The 15,547-nt window shown below is 76.1% G+C and carries 13 protein-coding genes and 1 tRNA gene; 7 read left to right on the top strand and 7 right to left on the bottom strand.

The genetic code is table 11. The annotated features are described in order from the left end of the window. Positions 1–92: 92 nt before the first annotated feature. Positions 93–1,313, bottom strand: a complete 1,221-nt coding sequence (locus WCD41_RS02540) for an amidohydrolase (protein ID WP_337711803.1) — start codon at positions 1,311–1,313, stop codon at positions 93–95. Positions 1,314–1,600: 287 nt separating this feature from the next. On the opposite strand from WCD41_RS02540, the gene WCD41_RS31085 reads away from it, so the two are divergent. The 5 genes from WCD41_RS31085 to WCD41_RS02515 all read left to right on the top strand — a co-directional run bounded on the left by WCD41_RS31085 (position 1,601) and on the right by WCD41_RS02515 (position 7,931). Further along, positions 1,601–4,591 (top strand): serine/threonine-protein kinase, encoded by a 2,991-nt coding sequence (locus WCD41_RS31085; RefSeq protein WP_373695062.1) that lies wholly within the window; start codon positions 1,601–1,603, stop codon positions 4,589–4,591. Beyond that, positions 4,588–5,418 carry a purine-nucleoside phosphorylase gene (locus tag WCD41_RS02530; protein WP_337711802.1) on the top strand — a complete coding sequence of 277 codons (831 nt, stop codon included), beginning with the start codon at positions 4,588–4,590 and terminating at the stop codon, positions 5,416–5,418. Before WCD41_RS31085 ends, WCD41_RS02530 begins: the two co-directional genes overlap by 4 nt. Next, the gene (locus WCD41_RS02525) at positions 5,415–5,876 is read left to right on the top strand and encodes a flavodoxin family protein (protein ID WP_337711801.1); all 462 of its coding nucleotides are present in this window, start codon (positions 5,415–5,417) and stop codon (positions 5,874–5,876) included. Before WCD41_RS02530 ends, WCD41_RS02525 begins: the two co-directional genes overlap by 4 nt. Positions 5,877–5,992: 116 nt before the next feature. Next, positions 5,993–6,928, top strand: a complete 936-nt coding sequence (locus tag WCD41_RS02520; protein ID WP_337711800.1) for a DUF559 domain-containing protein — start codon at positions 5,993–5,995, stop codon at positions 6,926–6,928. A gap of 67 nt (positions 6,929–6,995) precedes the next feature. After that, positions 6,996–7,931: an NADP-dependent oxidoreductase gene (locus tag WCD41_RS02515; RefSeq protein WP_337711799.1), complete on the top strand. Its 936-nt coding sequence runs from the start codon at positions 6,996–6,998 to the stop codon at positions 7,929–7,931. Positions 7,932–7,954: 23 nt separating this feature from the next. Here WCD41_RS02515 and rsmI read toward each other — a convergent pair whose 3' ends face one another. Beyond that, positions 7,955–8,821, bottom strand: coding sequence for a 16S rRNA (cytidine(1402)-2'-O)-methyltransferase (rsmI, locus tag WCD41_RS02510; protein ID WP_337711798.1), 867 nt, complete (start codon positions 8,819–8,821; stop codon positions 7,955–7,957). Between the two features lie 13 nt (positions 8,822–8,834). Here rsmI and WCD41_RS02505 point away from each other — a divergent pair, with 13 nt between their 5' ends. Next, positions 8,835–10,397 carry a dolichyl-phosphate-mannose--protein mannosyltransferase gene (locus tag WCD41_RS02505; protein ID WP_373695061.1) on the top strand — a complete coding sequence of 521 codons (1,563 nt, stop codon included), beginning with the start codon at positions 8,835–8,837 and terminating at the stop codon, positions 10,395–10,397. A 51-nt stretch (positions 10,398–10,448) separates the two neighbouring features. Here the strand turns inward: WCD41_RS02505 and WCD41_RS02500 are convergent, their stop codons facing one another. Next, positions 10,449–11,297, bottom strand: a complete 849-nt coding sequence (locus WCD41_RS02500; RefSeq protein WP_337711797.1) for a class I SAM-dependent methyltransferase — start codon at positions 11,295–11,297, stop codon at positions 10,449–10,451. A gap of 54 nt (positions 11,298–11,351) precedes the next feature. Here WCD41_RS02500 and WCD41_RS02495 point away from each other — a divergent pair, with 54 nt between their 5' ends. Next, positions 11,352–11,972 (top strand): PadR family transcriptional regulator, encoded by a 621-nt coding sequence (locus WCD41_RS02495; RefSeq protein WP_337711796.1) that lies wholly within the window; start codon positions 11,352–11,354, stop codon positions 11,970–11,972. 25 nt (positions 11,973–11,997) lie between these two features. Here the strand turns inward: WCD41_RS02495 and WCD41_RS02490 are convergent. From WCD41_RS02490 to glp, 4 genes are all read right to left on the bottom strand, one after another. Continuing rightward, positions 11,998–12,070, bottom strand: a tRNA-Ala gene (locus WCD41_RS02490). Between the two features lie 76 nt (positions 12,071–12,146). Next, positions 12,147–13,334 (bottom strand): divisome protein SepX/GlpR, encoded by a 1,188-nt coding sequence (sepX, locus tag WCD41_RS02485; RefSeq protein WP_337711795.1) that lies wholly within the window; start codon positions 13,332–13,334, stop codon positions 12,147–12,149. Positions 13,335–13,557: 223 nt separating this feature from the next. Further along, positions 13,558–14,229, bottom strand: coding sequence for a GNAT family N-acetyltransferase (locus WCD41_RS02480; RefSeq protein WP_337711794.1), 672 nt, complete (start codon positions 14,227–14,229; stop codon positions 13,558–13,560). A 12-nt stretch (positions 14,230–14,241) separates the two neighbouring features. Beyond that, entirely contained in the window at positions 14,242–15,495 is a 1,254-nt protein-coding gene (gene glp, locus WCD41_RS02475) for a molybdotransferase-like divisome protein Glp (protein WP_337711793.1), read from the bottom strand. Positions 15,496–15,547 lie beyond the last annotated feature (52 nt).

Below are 15,547 nucleotides of genomic sequence, written 5' to 3'. Positions count from 1 at the left end.
TCGCATCGCTCACGGCCGCCATCGTGCCCGACGGGTCCGACGGCGTGCGACGAGGATTGCTTCTGGCCGGGTTCGGGCCGGTTCGGCGCGGTTCAGCCGCCGAGCGCGGCCAGCGCCGCGTGCACCAGCGTCCGCACGCCGACGGGCAGGGCACGCTCGTCGAGGTCGAAGGTGGGCTGGTGGATGTCGGACATGGGCCCGACCCCCGACCAGACACCGAGACGGCCCATGGCGCCGGGCACGTGCTCGAGGTACCAGCCGAAGTCCTCGCCGCCGCTGGACTGCTCGGTGCCCACCGCGGCCGCCGGGCCGCCCGCACGCTCGGAGGCGCAGGCCAGGAGGTCGGCCGACACGGCGTCGTTGACCACCGGCGGGACGCCCCGGCGGTGCTCGAGCACGTAGCCGACGCCGGTGGGCGCGAGCAGCGCGGTGACCAGCGAGCGCACCAGCGGCTCGAGCTCGTTCCACGTCGCGTGCTCGGCCGTGCGCAGCGTGCCGGCGAGCATGCCCTGCTGGGGGACGGCGTTCGCGGCGTGACCGGCCTGCACCGTGCCCCAGACGAGCACGGTGCCCGAGCGCGGGTCGACCCGGCGGGACAGCAGGTCGGGCAGGCCCGTGATCACGGTGCCGAGGGCGTGCACGAGGTCGGCCGTGAGGTGCGGGCGCGAGGTGTGGCCGCCGGGCGAGGTGAGGCGCAGCTCGAGCATGTCGCACGCCGAGGTGATGGCCCCGGTGCGCGTACCGACCTTGCCGACCTCGAGCCGCGGGTCGCAGTGCAGCGCGAAGATGCGGTCGACACCCTCGAGCCCGTCGGCGGCGATGACGTCGAGCGCGCCGCCGGGCTGCACCTCCTCGGCCGGCTGGAAGATCAGCCGCACCCGGCCGGGCAGCGACGGCGCCGACGCGAGCGCCAGGCCCGCGCCCAGCAGCATCGCCGTGTGGGCGTCGTGACCGCACATGTGCGCGACACCGGGCACGCGGGACGCGTAGGAGGCGTCGGTCTGCTCGGTCAGCGGCAGCGCGTCGAGGTCGGCCCGCAGCGCGACGGTGCGCGGCCCCTCGCCGATGTCGCAGATCAGGCCGGTGCCGGGCAGCAGGCGGGGCTCCAGGCCCGCAGCCCGCAGGACTTCGGCGCACATCCGCGTCGTCTCGAACTCGCGGCGGGCCAGCTCCGGCCGGGCGTGCAGCGTGCGTCGCCAGCCGACGACGTCGTCGGCGTGGGCGGCGAGCCACCCGTCGATCCACTCCGGGCCGTTGCCGGCGCCGAGGTCGACCACCGGGGCCGACGCAGGGCGAGGCTCCGCCAGAGTCATCGAACACACCTCCCGTGTCGAACCCGTGGCGAGCCCGACTGTCCGGACCAGCATGCCTGCGCCGGACGGCGGTTGCGGGCGATCGCGGCGGCTCGGCGCCGAGGCGTCGCGATCGCGCTGTCAACGGCGACCTGCGTCACCGGCCGGACCGACGAGCGGACGGTCCGTGCAGGTCACCGGCGTGACGGCCCGCTGCTCGGCGTCCGTCGGCCGTCCGGCGCACCTCATGGGACACCGGGTACCCCGGGGGCGACCCGCCCAACGGTCGGCGTTGCCATGATGGTCGGGTGAGCCCCGCACCCACCGACGCCGCCGGCCCCCGCCGGATCGTCGGTCGCTACCGCCTCGAGCACGAGCTCGGTCGCGGCGCCATGGGCACGGTGTGGTCGGCGTACGACGAGGTCCTGCACCGCTCGGTCGCGGTGAAGGAGGTCCGTCTCTCGTCGGTGCCGGTGAACGAGCGGGCCATCGTCCGCGAGCGCACGCTGCGCGAGGCGCGGGCGACGGCGATGCTCAGCCACCCGAACGTCGTCACCCTCTACGACGTCGTCGAGGTCGCCTCCGAGCCCTACGTCGTCATGGAGCTGCTGCCGTCGCGCAGCCTCGCGAGCTACATCGGCGAGCGCGGGCGGCTGACCCAGCCCGAGGCCGCCGAGATCGGGTCCGCCGTCGCGTCCGCGCTGACCACGGCCCACCGCGCCGGCATCACCCACCGCGACGTGAAGCCCGGCAACGTCCTCATCGGCGAGAACGGGCAGATCAAGCTCACCGACTTCGGCATCGCCCGCAACGCCGCCGAGCAGTCGATGACCCAGACCGGCACGGTGCTCGGCTCGCCGCCCTACATCGCGCCCGAGGTGGCGATGGGCCGCGCCGTCGGGCCTGCCGCCGACCTCTGGGGGCTCGGCGCCACGCTGTTCGCCTGCCTCGAGGGTCGGCCGCCCTACGACGCCGGCGACCCCGTCGGCACGGTCACCGAGGTCGTGCACGGCGAGGTGCCGGTGCCCGCCGGGCGCGGCCCGGTCGTCGACGTGATCCGCGGCCTCATGGTGAAGGACCCGGCGCTGCGCATGCCGCTGGCCGCCGTGCGTCGCCGGCTGCGCCCGCTGCTGTCCGACCCCGAGGGCCCGGTCCTCGCGACGTCCTCGGCGCCGCGCACCGCGGCGTTCCGCGTGCCCCGCCCCGGCCCGGCCAGCGACGCCGCGGGGCTCATCCCGGCGTCCTCGTCGTCGTCCTCCCGGGGCCCGACGGGCACCCTCGCCGACGGCACCCCTGCCACGCCGGCCACGCCGGCCACCCCGGAGCAGCCGCCCGCGCCGCGCCCGCGCCCCTCGCCCGGCCCGCGCACCGGGCCGGAGACGCCGGCGCAGTCCCCCGGGAAGGAGCCGGCGGCCGAGGTCGAGGCGCCCGCGGCGGAGAAGCCCGCGGCGCCGGAGGCCGGTGACGACGCCCCGAGCGGCGAGGTCGCGGCCGGTGCCGCGGTGGCGGCAGCGGCGGTGGTCGGTGCGGCCGCGGCGAAGGACGAGCCAGAGAAGGCCGAGCCCGGGAAGGACGCGCCCGGGAAGGCCGAGGAGGACGACTCGGCCGACCCGGACGGCGAGACCCGCGACGGTGGGGAGCCGGAGGCCGCGGAAGCCGCGGAGTCCCCGGAGTCCGCCGCCCCGTCGGCCGGGGAGCAGCCCGCCGCGGTGGAGGCGGCCGAGGACGCCGACGCCGAGCCGGAGGCCGAGGGCGGGGCGGCGCCGGACACCGCGTCTGACGAGGACGGCACCGACGAGCCCGCGGTCGCGTCCGAGGTCGCAGGGACGCCCGCGGAGGACGCCGCCCCCGCGCCGGAGACCGGCGAGAGCGACGTCGCGGCGGCACCCGGGAAGCCCGACGCCGAGCAGCCGGAGCAGCTCGCGGGCGAGGAGGTCGCCGACGAGGAGCCGGCCGAGGAGGCCGACCCGGCCGTGGAGGAGCCCGGGACCGACGAGGCCGGCACCGACGAGGCCGGCGGCGGCGAGTCCGTCGCGGACGCGGTCGACGGTCCCGAGCCGGCCGGCGGCACCTCCGACACTCCTGACACCCCCGATACCGGCGACGAGGACGCCGCCGCCGAGAGCGACGCACCCGGCGCCGACGAGCGCGACACCGACGAGCCCGCCTCGGGCAAGGGCGCCCAGGACAAGCCCGCCAAGGACAAGCCCGCCAAGGGCAAGCCCGCCCCGGAGAACGCCGCCTCGGACACCCCGGACACCGGCGGGTCCGGCTCCGCGGCGAACGGCACCGGCAACGGCCGCACAGCGATCGGCTCCTCGTCACCGTCCACCACCCCGCCGTCCACCACCCCACCGCCGCGCGAGCCGCCCCCGTCGGACGCGGAGACGACCATGGTCGGGCCGCGGGTGTCGGCGTCGGAGGACGTCACGCGCACCGTGCGGCGCCCACCGCCCCCGCCCCGCACCGGCCCGCCGACCGGCGCGCGCTGGACGCCGCCGGGCGGGGCGCCGGCGCCCGGGTGGCGCCCCGCACCGCCGCGTCCCGGTGCACCCGGCCCCGGCACGACGGGCGGGCCCGGCCAGCCGCTGGCGCCGGACCCCGGCCCCTTGCCATTCGCGCCGACACCGCGTCCGCCGGCACCGAAGCGCTCGCCGTGGGTCGTGGCCGCGGTCGTGGCGCTGCTGGTGCTCATGGCGGCGATCGGCGCCGTCGGGGCCTACGCCCTCACCCGCTCGCTGGCGGGCCAGGGCGCCACGACGACGACGCTCACGCCGTCCGGGCCGGAGGTGGCGGGCACGGTGCTCATCGCGCACGCCGACTCCGACGAGCGCTACAGCGGCACCGGGCTCGGCTTCAGCGCGCTCGTCCCGGCGGGCTGGCAGCAGTTCCGTCTCGAGCAGGCCGGCGGGGACATCACGGTGCGCTTCGTGTCGCCGGACGCGACCCGCGAGCTGCGCGTCGACCGGGTCGCGGACTTCTACCCGTCGCAGACCGCGGCGGACTACGTCGCCCTGCTCGGTCGCGCCGCGAACCTCGGCGTGGACGGCAGCAGCGTCGGGCCGGTGGAGACGGTCGGCGCGGCCGCCCCGGGCGCCGAGGCGCCGCAGCAGACGGTTTACCGCACCACCTCGGGGCCGGACGACCGGACGACGTGGGCGCGCCTGGTGCCCTCGGGCAACGACCTGTGGGTGGTCCGGCTGACCGCGCCGAGCGCCGACCCCGTGGGCGCGCCCGACCAGTTCCGCGCGGTCGCCGACAGCTTCGCCGTCCCGCCGCCCGAGGCGGCCCCGCGGTGACGACCACCGAGCCGCCCCTGCCCCTCCCGCCGACGCCGGAGGAGGCGGCCGCCGAGCTGGCGAAGCGCACCGGTGCGCTGACCCACGACGTCGCCGTCGTGCTCGGGTCCGGCTGGCGCCCGGCGGCGGACGCGTTCGGCCCGCCCGTCGTCGAGCTGCCGTTCTCCGAGCTGCCCGGCTTCACCCCGCCCGGCGCCCCCGACCACGCGGGGGTGGCGCGCTCGGTGGACGTCGCGGGGCACCGCGTGCTCATCCTGCTGGGCCGCACCCACCTCTACGAGGGCCACGGCCCGGAGCAGGTCGTGCACCCGGTGCGCACCGCGTGCGCCGCCGGCGCCCGCACCGTCGTGCTGACCAACGCGGCCGGTGGGATCGACCCGTCGTACGGGGTGGGGCAGGCGGTGCTGGTCGCCGACCACCTCAACCTGACCGCGACGTCCCCGCTCCTCGGACCCGCGTTCGTCGACCTCACCGACGCCTACGACCCGGACCTGCGCGCGCTCGCCCGCGAGATCGACCCCGAGCTGGCGGAGGGCGTCTACGCCGGGCTGCGCGGACCGCACTTCGAGACGCCCGCCGAGATCCGGATGCTGCGCGCGCTCGGCGCCGACCTCGTGGGCATGTCGACCGTGCTCGAGACGATCGCCGCCCGCGCGGCCGGGGCGCGGGTGGCCGCGGTGGCGCTGGTCAGCAACCCCGCGGCGGGCACGACCGACGACGCGATCGACCACCTCGCGGTGATCGACGCCGTGCACGCCGCGGCGGCGCGCACCGGCGAGCTGCTGCACCGGCTCGTCCGCGCCGCCCTGGAGACGCCCGCCCCGTGACCCGGCTGCTCGTGGTGCACCACACGCCGTCGCCGACGCTGCACGAGCTGCTCGCGGCGGTGCTCGAGGGGGCAGGCACCGACGAGATCGACGGTGACGTCGAGGTGGTCAGCCGCCCGGCGCTCGTCGCGGGCGCGGCCGACGCGCTGGCGTGCGACGGCATCGTCCTCGGCACGCCGGCGAACATCGGCACCATGTCCGGGGCGCTCAAGCACTTCTTCGACCAGGCGTACTACCCGTGCCTCGACCAGACCGCCGGGCGGCCGTTCGGCCTCTACGTGCACGGCGGCTCCGACACGGCGGGCGCGGTCCGCGACGTCCTGAAGATCACCGGGGCGCTGGGCTGGGAGCAGGCCGCGGAGGTCTGCGAGGTCACCGGTGCGCTCGGGGCGGCCGAGCGCGAGGCGGCGTGGGAGCTGGGCGCGACGGTGGCGCTCCGCGCCGTGGAGCGGGCCTAGCAAGATCTCGGATTCCGGAGCGCGCGCTCCGCTGAGCGGAGCGTCCGCTCCACGAACCCGGATCTTGCCCGGAACAGCGATGGATCCGCGGGGCCGGCCGCTGCGTCGAACCCGACATGACCACCGATGCGCAGCGCACAGAGTTCCGACGCCGGATTCGTCGTCAGCACGGGGTGCTGAGCCTCGAGCAGGCGGTGGAAGCCGGCTACACGAGGCAGTCCGTGGCCCGCAAGGTCAAGGAGAAGGCGTGGTTCCCGGTCGGACCCCGGACCTATCAGGTGGCCGAGCACGCGAAGACCCCGCTATCGCGCGCCGTCGCCGCCCTGATGTCCCTGGGCCCGGATGCGACGCTCGTCGGTGACTCGGCGGCCTGGTGGTGGGGCCTCCTCGACACCGCGCCGGCCAGGACCCGTGCGGCCGTGCCGCCGGAGCGACGCCCGCGACCGCGGGACGAGGTCGACGTCGTCCGCCGCGCCATCGCGTCGGTCGACCGGGTCCGGGTGTCCGGGCTCGCCGTGACCGCCCGGGCCCTCACGGTGCTCGACGCCGCGGCGGTCCTCGGGCTCGACGCCGGGGCGGAGGTGGCCGACCGGGCGCTGCAGAAGGAGATGGTCACCGTCGACAAGCTCCGCGAGACGCACACGAGGACGGCGGGCCGCCACGGGACCACCATCGGCGGCGAGCTCATCGCGCTCGCGGCCGGCGGCGCCGCGTCGTGGGCGGAGCGGACGCTCCACGCGGAGATGTACGCGGGGGGCCTCGTCGGATGGTCCGCCAACAGCGAGGTGGTCCTGCCGGGCTACGGACGCGCTGTCGGCGACGTCGTGTTCGAGGCGGAGAAGGTGATCGTCGAGGTCGACGGGTGGGCGTACCACCGTGATCTGCGCGCCTTCCTGCGCGACGGCCCGCGACAGTCGGCGCTCGTGGCTGCCGGGTGGGTCGTCCTGCGGACGCACTGGTACGAGCTGCGCCGGCAGGCCGGCGTCTTCCTGGCGCGGTTGCGGGAGACGCTGCGGGCAAGATCCTGCTTCGTGGAGCGGACGTTCCGCTGAGCGGAGCGTTCGCTCCACGAACGCGGATCTCGGGCATGCGCGGCCGCCTGGGGACGTTGCGCGGGGCATGACATCGCGAGCCGTGCAGTACCGCCGCTTCGGAGGACCCGAGGTCCTCGAGGTCGTCGAGCGCGAGGACCCCGTCCCCGGCGACGGCCAGGTGCTCCTCGCCGTCCGCGCCGCGGCGGTGAACCCCCTGGACTGGAAGCTGCGCACCGGCGCCATGGCGGGCACCGACGCGCCGCCGGAGCCCACGGTGCCGGGCTACGACGTGGCCGGCGTCGTCGAGGCGGTCGGCCCGGGCGTCGCCGACCTGGCCGTCGGTGACGAGGTGCTCGGGAAGGGCGCGAACGGCTCGTACGCCGAGAAGATCGTCGCCGACGCCGTGCGCCTGGTCCGCAAGCCCGCCGCGCTGGCGTTCGAGCAGGCGTCCTCCGTGCCGGTGGGGGCCACGACCGCCTATCGGGTGCTCGACCTCCTGGGCCTCGGCGAGGGCGACCACACCGGCACGACGCTGGTGGTCGACGGGGCGTCCGGTGCCGTCGGCGTCTACGCCGTCCAGCTCGCCGTGGCGCGCGGGGCGACCGTGATCGGCACCGCGAGCGAGAAGCACCAGGACGACGTCCGCGCGCTCGGTGCGACGCCCGTGGTCTACGGGGACGGGCTGGTCGAGCGCGTGCGCGCCCTCGCGCCGCAGGGCGTCGACGTCGCGCTCGAGACGGCCGGAAAGGGCGCGCTGCGCGACCTCGTGGAGCTGACCGGTTCCCCGGACACGGTTGTCACCATCGCGGACTACCCGGGCGCCCAGGAGCTCGGGGTGACGTTCAGCTCGGGCGGCGACCCGCAGGACGAACGCCGCTGGCTGGCCGACGCCGTGGTGCGCCTCGCCGACGGCCGGTTCCGCACCACCACCGTCGTCACCTACCCGCTCGACGAGGCCGGGACGGCGCAGGACGACAACCAGCACGGCCGTGTGGCGGGCAAGCTCGTCCTGGTCCCCTGACCCCATGTGAGTGAAATTCCCGGCTATGGGCGGGAATTTCGCTCACGGAGGGCGGCGTCGTAGAGCGCCTTCGTGGAGACGCCGTGGGCCTCGCCCACCTCGCGGGCCGCGTCGCGCAGCTTGCGGCCCTGTCCGACGAGCCCGAGGACCTCCGCCGCCAGGTCCTCGGGCTCGGGAGCCGCGAGCACCGCCGGACCGAGCACCACCGTGATCTCGCCACGGACCTCGCGCTCGCGCGCCCACGCCGCGAGCTCGGCGAGCGGGCCCCGCACGACCTCCTCGTGGGTCTTGGTCAGCTCGCGGCAGATCGCGCCCCGGCGCTCGCCGCCCAGCTCCGTGACGGCGACCCCGAGCAGGTCGGCCAGCCGCCGCGGTGACTCGAAGAACACGACCGTGCGGGGTTCGCGGGCGAGCTCACCGAACCAGGCGCGGCGCTTCCCGTCCGCCCGCGGCGCGAACCCCTCGAAGCAGAAGCGGTCGGTGGGCAGCCCGGACACCGCGAGCGCCATGAGCACCGCCGACGGGCCGGGCAGGCAGCGCACCGGCAGGCCGGCCTCGAGGCAGGCCGCGACGGCCCGGTAGCCGGGGTCGGACACGCTCGGCATGCCGCCGTCGGTGACGAGCAGGACGGTGGCGCCGCCGCGCACGTCGTCGACGAGGCCGGGGGTGCGCGCGACCTCGTTGTCCTCCCGGAACGTGACGACACGCCCGGCGACGCGCACGCCCAGGTCGGACGCCAGCCGCCCGAGCCGGCGGGTGTCCTCGGTGGCGACGACGTCGGCGGTGGCGAGGGCGTCGCGCAGCCGGGCGGAGGCGTCGGCGGGATCGCCGAGCGGGACACCACCCAGCAGGAGCACCCCGTCCGAACCCGCACGCACGCCCGAGACCATACGATCGGTGCCCGTGACGGCCACCATCGCGCGCCCCGCCCCGACCGGGCACGCGCGCCCGGCGCCCCAGGACGCCCCGGCCGTCGCCCAGCTGCTCGGGCGGCCGATGCCCGTCGACCGCGTCCGCGGCTGGGTCGTGACGCTCGTCCTCACCCTCGTGGGCGGGGTCGTCCGGTTCTGGGACCTCGGGTGGCCCACCGACCAGGGCACGCCGATCTTCGACGAGAAGCACTACGTGCCGCAGGCCTGGCAGGTCCTGCGCAACGGCGGGTACGAGGACAACCCCGGCTACGAGCTGGTCGTCCACCCGCCGCTGTCGAAGCAGCTGATGGCGGTCGGCCAGTGGGTGTTCGGCTACGACCCGGTGGGCTGGCGGGCGGCGTCGGCGCTCGCGGGCACGCTGTGCATCCTCGTGATCATCCGCGTGGCCCGGCGGATGACCCGGTCGACGCTGCTCGGGGCCCTGGCCGGGGTGCTGCTGATCGCCGACGGGGTCAGCCACGTCTCCGCCCGCGTCGGCATGATCGACGTCTTCCCGGCGCTGTTCGTCCTGCTCGCGTTCGCGGCGCTGCTCGTCGACCGCGACGACGTGCGGGCCCGGCTCGCCCGGGTCGTCGCCGAGGGCCGCATCACCGACACCCTCTACGGGCCCCGGCTCGGCGTGCGCTGGTGGCGCCTCGCGGCCGGTGCGTGCCTGGGCCTCTCGCTGGCCGCCAAGTGGTCGGGCCTGTACTACATCGTCTTCTTCGGGCTGCTGCTCGTCGGCTTCGACGCCGCGGCCCGGCGCGCGGCCGGCGTCGCCCGCCCGTTCGTCGGGACGCTGGTGCGCGACGTCGCGCCCGCGCTGTGGGCGTGCCTGGCCGTGCCGGTCCTGTTCTACCTGGCCAGCTGGCTGCCCTGGATCGCCAGCGAGACCGGCACCGACCGCCACGCCGTTGGCCAGCAGCTGCCGCTCGGCGGGCCGCTGGGCTTCCTGCCCGACTGGCTGCGCGGCCTCGCCTACTACAGCACCAAGGTCCTCGAGTTCCACGCCACGCTCGACACGCCCCGCGGGTCGCCGCACCCGTGGGAGTCGAAGCCCTGGACGTGGCCGATGGGCCTGCGCCCGATGCTCTACTACTACGAGTCGGGCACCGCCGAGCTCGGCTGCGGCTCGCCGTCGTGCGTGTCGGCGGTGATGCTCATCGGTACGCCGGCGCTGTGGTGGGTCTCGCTGCCGGTCCTCGGCTGGTCGATCTGGCGCGTGGTGACGACGTTCGACTGGCGCCACGTCGCGGTGCTCGTCGGCTACGGCGCCGGGTTCCTGCCGTGGTTCACCAACCTCGACCGGCAGATGTACTTCTTCTACATGACGCCGGTGGCGCCGTTCCTGGTGCTCGCGGTGGTGCTCGCGCTCGGGGAGTTCCTCGGGCGCCGCGAGCAGGGGCTCGAGCGCCGGCGCACCGGCACGCTCGTCGTCGGCATCTACACCGGGCTCGTCGTCGCCAACTTCGCGTGGCTGTGGCCGATCCTCGTCGGCACGTGGATCACCGCCGACCAGTGGAACGCGCAGCTGTGGCTGCCGTCGTGGCGGTGAGCGTGTTCCTCCACAGCACCACCGACACGGCGAGCCGGAGGACCGCGGCGGTCAGCCCCGACGGGCCGTGACCAGCCAGGCCGCGGACCCCAGCGTCACGCCGTCCGGGCCCTCGTGGGCCGCCAGCGTGCGGTGCAGGGCCTCGACCCGACGGTCGCGCTCGGCCGGCGTGAGGTCGGCGACCATCCACCCGAGCAGGCCGAGCACGAACGCCAGCGCGTCGTCCGCGTCGCGCCCGTAGACCTCCGGCTCGGCCAGACCGTCGAGCGCGACGGCGGTGAACCCGGCCCCGGTCAGCACGTCGCGGACGTGATCGGGGTCGCTGAGCGAGAACGGGCCGGGCGACCCCAGCGGCGACGGCGGCAGCTCCCGCCCCGCGAGCGTCCCGGCGAACACCCCGATCCACTCGTTGCGGTCCGCGGGCTGCCACGTCAGGAGCGTCAGCCGGCCGCCGGGGCGGAGCGCCCGGGCCAGGTTGGCGAACGCGACGTCGGGCCGTCCGAAGAACATCGAGCCCGTCCGGCTGATCACTCCGTCGAACTCCGCGGTGACGAACGGGTGCACCTGGGCGTCGGCCCGGCCGAAGCGGGCGTTGGTGACGCCCTCGGCCTCGGCCGTGGCCCGGGCGACCTCGATCATGCGTGCGGAGAGGTCCACGCCCCACGCCTCCCCGCCGGGGGCCGCGCGCGCCGCCGTGCGGGTGGTCAGCCCGGTGCCGCACCCGACGTCGAGCACCCGGTCTCCGGGCCCGATGTCGGCCGCCGCGTGGAACGCGGGTTGGTAGCGGGCGAGCGCGGTGTCGAAGCGGTCGGGGTGCGCAGCCCAGTACTCGCCCTCGGTCCCGTCCCAGGCCTGTGCCTGCTCGCGGTTGGTGGGGTCGACGTGCGCGGTCGTGGTCATCGCCATTCTCCGATACTCTCCTGGGGAGTATCAATGTCGTCCCCTGGGGAGTACATGTCAAGCCCACACCTGTCGAGCACGTCGTACGCCGTCCTCGGCCTGCTCGGGGTGCAGCCCTGGAGCACCTACGAGCTGACCCGGCAGATGGATCGCAGCCTGGGCCGGATGTGGCCGCGGGCGGCCAGCAAGCTCTACGAGGAACCGAAGAAGCTGGTCGCGCACGGCTTCGCGGCGGCCGAGACGGAGACGGTCGGGCGCCGCCCGCGCACCGTCTACTCGATCACCGACGACGGCCGGGCCGCCCTGGCGCGGTGGCTCGCCGAGCCCGGGGAGGGGCCGGTGCTGGAGTTCGAGGGGCTGGTGAAGCTGGGGTTCGCCGAGCACGGCACGCGGGAGGACGCCCTGCGCACCGTCGCCGCGGCCCGTGCCTGGGCCGCGGAGCGCAACGTCGTCAACGAGGAGGCGGCACGCGACTACGCCGCCGGCGCGGGCCCGTACCAGCACCGCGCCGCCCAGGGAATGATCGCCGGGGCGTTCTTCACCGACCTCTACGCGATGGTCGCGCGCTGGGCCGACTGGGCCGAGGAGCAGATCGAGACCTGGCCGGAGGACCCGGGCGAGGCCACGGCCGACCCGCGCGCACTGGAGGAGATCGCCCGGCGGGCGAACTGGTGATGCCGGGTCGGGAACGGAGAAAGGGTGGAGCTGAGGGGAATCGAACCCCTGACCTACTCGATGCGAACGAGTCGCGCTACCAACTGCGCCACAGCCCCTGGTGCGACGCCAACTCTAGCAACGCCGCGGATCAGCCCCGGACATCGGGTGGGACGGATCAGGTGGGACAGCCGGTCAGGCCCCGGCCGCCCGGCGGTACCCGTAGGTCCGCTCGCCGTCGAGGTCGTGGAACGCCGGGTCGTCGTCGGTGTCGTCGACCAGCTCGAGGTCGTCGGGCACCGGCGGCGGCGGCGTGCGCGGGGCGGCCCAGCGCGGGGCGTCCTGCTCCTCGAGCTCGGGCTCGTCGTCGTCGTACTCGCCGTACTCGACGTCCTCGTCGCGGTCGTCCCGCGCCTCGTACTCGCCGTCGATCCACTCGGTGTCGCGGTACGACGCCATCCGCGCCTCGTGCTCGGCCTGCCGCTCCCGGCGGGCCTCCAGCGCACGGCGCTCGCCGGACAGGCGCGCGGCACGGCGGACCCGCACCTCCTCCTCGATCCGCGTCTGGCGGCGCAGAAAGACGAGGTAGCCGACGAGCGCGACGTCGGCGACGGCGTGCAGCCACCACATCGCGCTGGAGACGACCAGCGCGGCGAGGGCGGACAGGATCGCGACGGCGATCACGCCGAGGGCGACACGCTGCCGGAACGCGTACCGGGCGTGCGCGGCGGCGGCCGCGGCGTCGGGGTCGAAGCCGCCCCGCCCCGGCCGGTAGGGACGCAGCTCACGGGCGGGCTCGACGGGCGGCTCGAACCCGTCGTCGTCGAGGTCGTCGAGGTCGTCCAGCTCGTCGTCGAACTCGTCGTCGAGGTCGTCGTCGTCGAGGTCCTCGATGTCCTCGACCTCGTGCGCGGGGCGGCGCAGCACGCGCTCGCGTCCGCCGGCGGGGCGGTCGCGCCCGTCGCCCGCGATCTCGCGGGTGGGCTCGTCGTCGAGGGCCCGGTCGTCCCGGTCGTCCCCGTACCCGTCCTCGTCGCGGTCCAGGTCGTCGCGGTCGGCGTCGAGGTCGAGCTCGGCGTCGAGGGCCTCCTGGGTCTCGTCCGGGCGCTCGGCCCGCTCGACCAGGGCCGTGCCGCCCCGGCCCGGCGTCGTGGCGCCGGCCCCGGCCGCGACCGCCGCGCGCGCGCCGCCGCGTCCGTCCGTCTGCGCTGTGGCCACGGGGACCTCCTCGATCAGGGGCACGCCGGCACTCCTCGGCAGCACCCGGGCACTCAGGTCGGCCTCGGCGGGACGCGGCACCATCTGGCGACGGCGCGCGACGACGGGGACGAGCACGACCAACCACGCCAGGACCAGGGCGGCGAAGACGACCGAACTCGGCACCGCAGACCTCCTGCCCCGACGACTGCGACGCCCGGACCCGGCTCGTCGCAGACGCCACGCTAGTCACACGAGTCCCGCGCGCCCCGCAGCCCGAGCGGCGTGTCGTGTGCGAGCGGTGACGAGATCCCTCCAGTAGGGGAACCTCGACCCCCAGGGTTTAGGCCGATTACCACTCGACCGGATGGCGCGCCAGGCTCGACCTCTGGGCCATGTGGGTGTCATGTCACGCGCGCTCGGCCCGACCGGCCCGCAGGAGCCGCGCGACCAGGCCGTCGGGGAGCACGTCCTCCTCGGTGACGGCGAGGACGAGGTGGTCGCGCCAGTCGCCGTCGACCTCCAGGTAGCGGCGCAGCAGCCCCTCCTCGCGGAAGCCGAGCTTCGCGAGCACCCGCAGGCTGCGGGCGTTCTCCGGGCGCACCGTCGCCTCGATGCGGTGCAGCCCGACGCGGGAGAAGCAGTGGTCGACCGCGAGGGCGACGCCGGCGGTGGCCGCACCGCCCCCGCCGACGTGCGCCCCGACCCAGTAGCCGACGTAGGCCGAGAGCAACGGCTCGCGCACGACGTTGCCGATCACGACCTGCCCGGCGAACTCGCCGTCGACGAGCAGCGTGAACGGCAGCGCCTGCCCCGAGCGCCCCATCGACCGCAGGGCGCTCCAGCGCGCGGGCCACTCGGCGAGCGCGTTGCGCTCCGACCACGGCCCCGGCAGCGTCGGCTCCCAGGGCGCGAGGTGCTCCTCGTCGCGCAGCCGCGTCCGTGACCACGCGGCGCCGTCGCGCAGCCGCACCGGGCGCAGCTCGACGACACCGGCCGGGACGCGCAGGGCCCGGGTCCGGGCCGGCCATCCGGGGTGGCGGCCGGTCGGCCGCGCCCCGCCCCACGGGGGTCGGCCCACGTCAGCGGCCCGTCAACTGCGCGGCGCGAGGAACGACACGCGCACGGGCGCGTCCATGCCGAGCTCGGTCGTCTCCTCGTCGACGACGATCAGCGCGTTGGCCTCGGCGAGCGACGAGAGCAGGTGCGAGCCGGAGCTGCCCAGCGGCTGGGCGAGGTACTCGCCGCTGGCGCGGTCGCGCAACAGGCGCCCGCGCACGTAGCTGCGGCGCCCGGGGGGCGAGACGACCGGCGAGATCAGGGCAGCGGTCACCTCGCGACGGTGCAGGTCCTGCTTGCCCAGCGCCAGGCGGACGAGCGGGCGCACGAGCACCTCGAACACCACGAGCGCCGAGACCGGGTTGGCCGGCAGCAGGAAGGTCGGGACCTCCTCGCCGCCGAGGCGCCCGAAGCCCTGCACCGAGCCGGGGTGCATGGCGACCCGCGAGACGTCGACGGGCCCGAGCTGGGACAGGGTGTCCTGCACGTCCTCCCCCAGCCGCCCGCCGACCCCGCCCGCGATGACGACGATCTCCGAGCGCGCCATCGCGGACGCCACCGCCTCGCGCAGCGCCGCCGGCTCGGTGGACGCGATGCCCAGCCGCGTGACCTCGGCGCCGGCGTCGGACGCCGCGGCAGCGAGGGCGTAGGAGTTGACGTCGACGACCTGGCCGGTGCCCGGCGTGCGGTCCAGGTCGACCAGCTCGTCGCCGACGGCCAGCACCGACACGCGCGGGCGCGGGTGCACGAGCACCTTGGTGCGTCCCACCGCGGCCAGCAGCCCGACCTGCGCGGGCCCGACCGGCGCGCCCCGGCGCACGACCACGTCGCCGGGCGCCACGTCCTCGCCGACGCGGCGCACCCAGGCGGCCGAGGGCACGGGGGTCTTGACGGTCAGGCGCGCGCGGTGGCCCGTCACGCGGCTCGACGGGTCGTCGGCGGCGTCGGTGTGGTCGTGCGGGGCGACGGCGTCGGCCAGCGTCGGCAGCGGCGCGCCGGTGGCCACGCGCACCGCCTGGCCCGGCTGCAGCCGGTGGGCCTGGCGGGAGCCGACCGCGACCTCGCCGACCACCGGCAGCTCGACCGGCTCCTCGGCCGCGGCCAGCACGTCGACGCTGCGCACGGCGAACCCGTCGACGGCCGCCTGGTCGAAGCCGGGCAGCGCGCGGTCGGCCGTGACCTCCTCGGCGCAGAGCAGCCCCTGGGCCGACGAGATGTCGACCCGGATGGGAGCCGGACGGACCGCGGCGTCGAGCACGCGGCGCAGCTGGGCCTCGACCGTCCTCATGCGCCTCATGGTCCTACGCCGGACGTGTTCGGGTGGGTTCCGACGCGCCCGG

The organism is Actinomycetospora aeridis (assembly GCF_037400275.1).
Lineage (GTDB): Bacteria > Actinomycetota > Actinomycetes > Mycobacteriales > Pseudonocardiaceae > Actinomycetospora > Actinomycetospora aeridis.
This window is presented reverse-complemented; position numbering and strand designations above follow the sequence as displayed.

Coding starts and splice junctions, on each gene's coding strand:
- WCD41_RS02540 (WP_337711803.1), bottom strand. CDS start 1,313: ATGACTCTGGCGGAGCCTCGCCCTGCGTCGGCCCCGGTGGTCGACCTC.
- WCD41_RS02520 (WP_337711800.1), top strand. CDS start 5,993: ATGACCACCGATGCGCAGCGCACAGAGTTCCGACGCCGGATTCGTCGT.
- WCD41_RS02515 (WP_337711799.1), top strand. CDS start 6,996: ATGACATCGCGAGCCGTGCAGTACCGCCGCTTCGGAGGACCCGAGGTC.
- rsmI (WP_337711798.1), bottom strand. CDS start 8,821: ATGGTCTCGGGCGTGCGTGCGGGTTCGGACGGGGTGCTCCTGCTGGGT.
- WCD41_RS02500 (WP_337711797.1), bottom strand. CDS start 11,297: ATGACCACGACCGCGCACGTCGACCCCACCAACCGCGAGCAGGCACAG.
- WCD41_RS02495 (WP_337711796.1), top strand. CDS start 11,352: ATGTCAAGCCCACACCTGTCGAGCACGTCGTACGCCGTCCTCGGCCTG.
- glp (WP_337711793.1), bottom strand. CDS start 15,495: ATGAGGACGGTCGAGGCCCAGCTGCGCCGCGTGCTCGACGCCGCGGTC.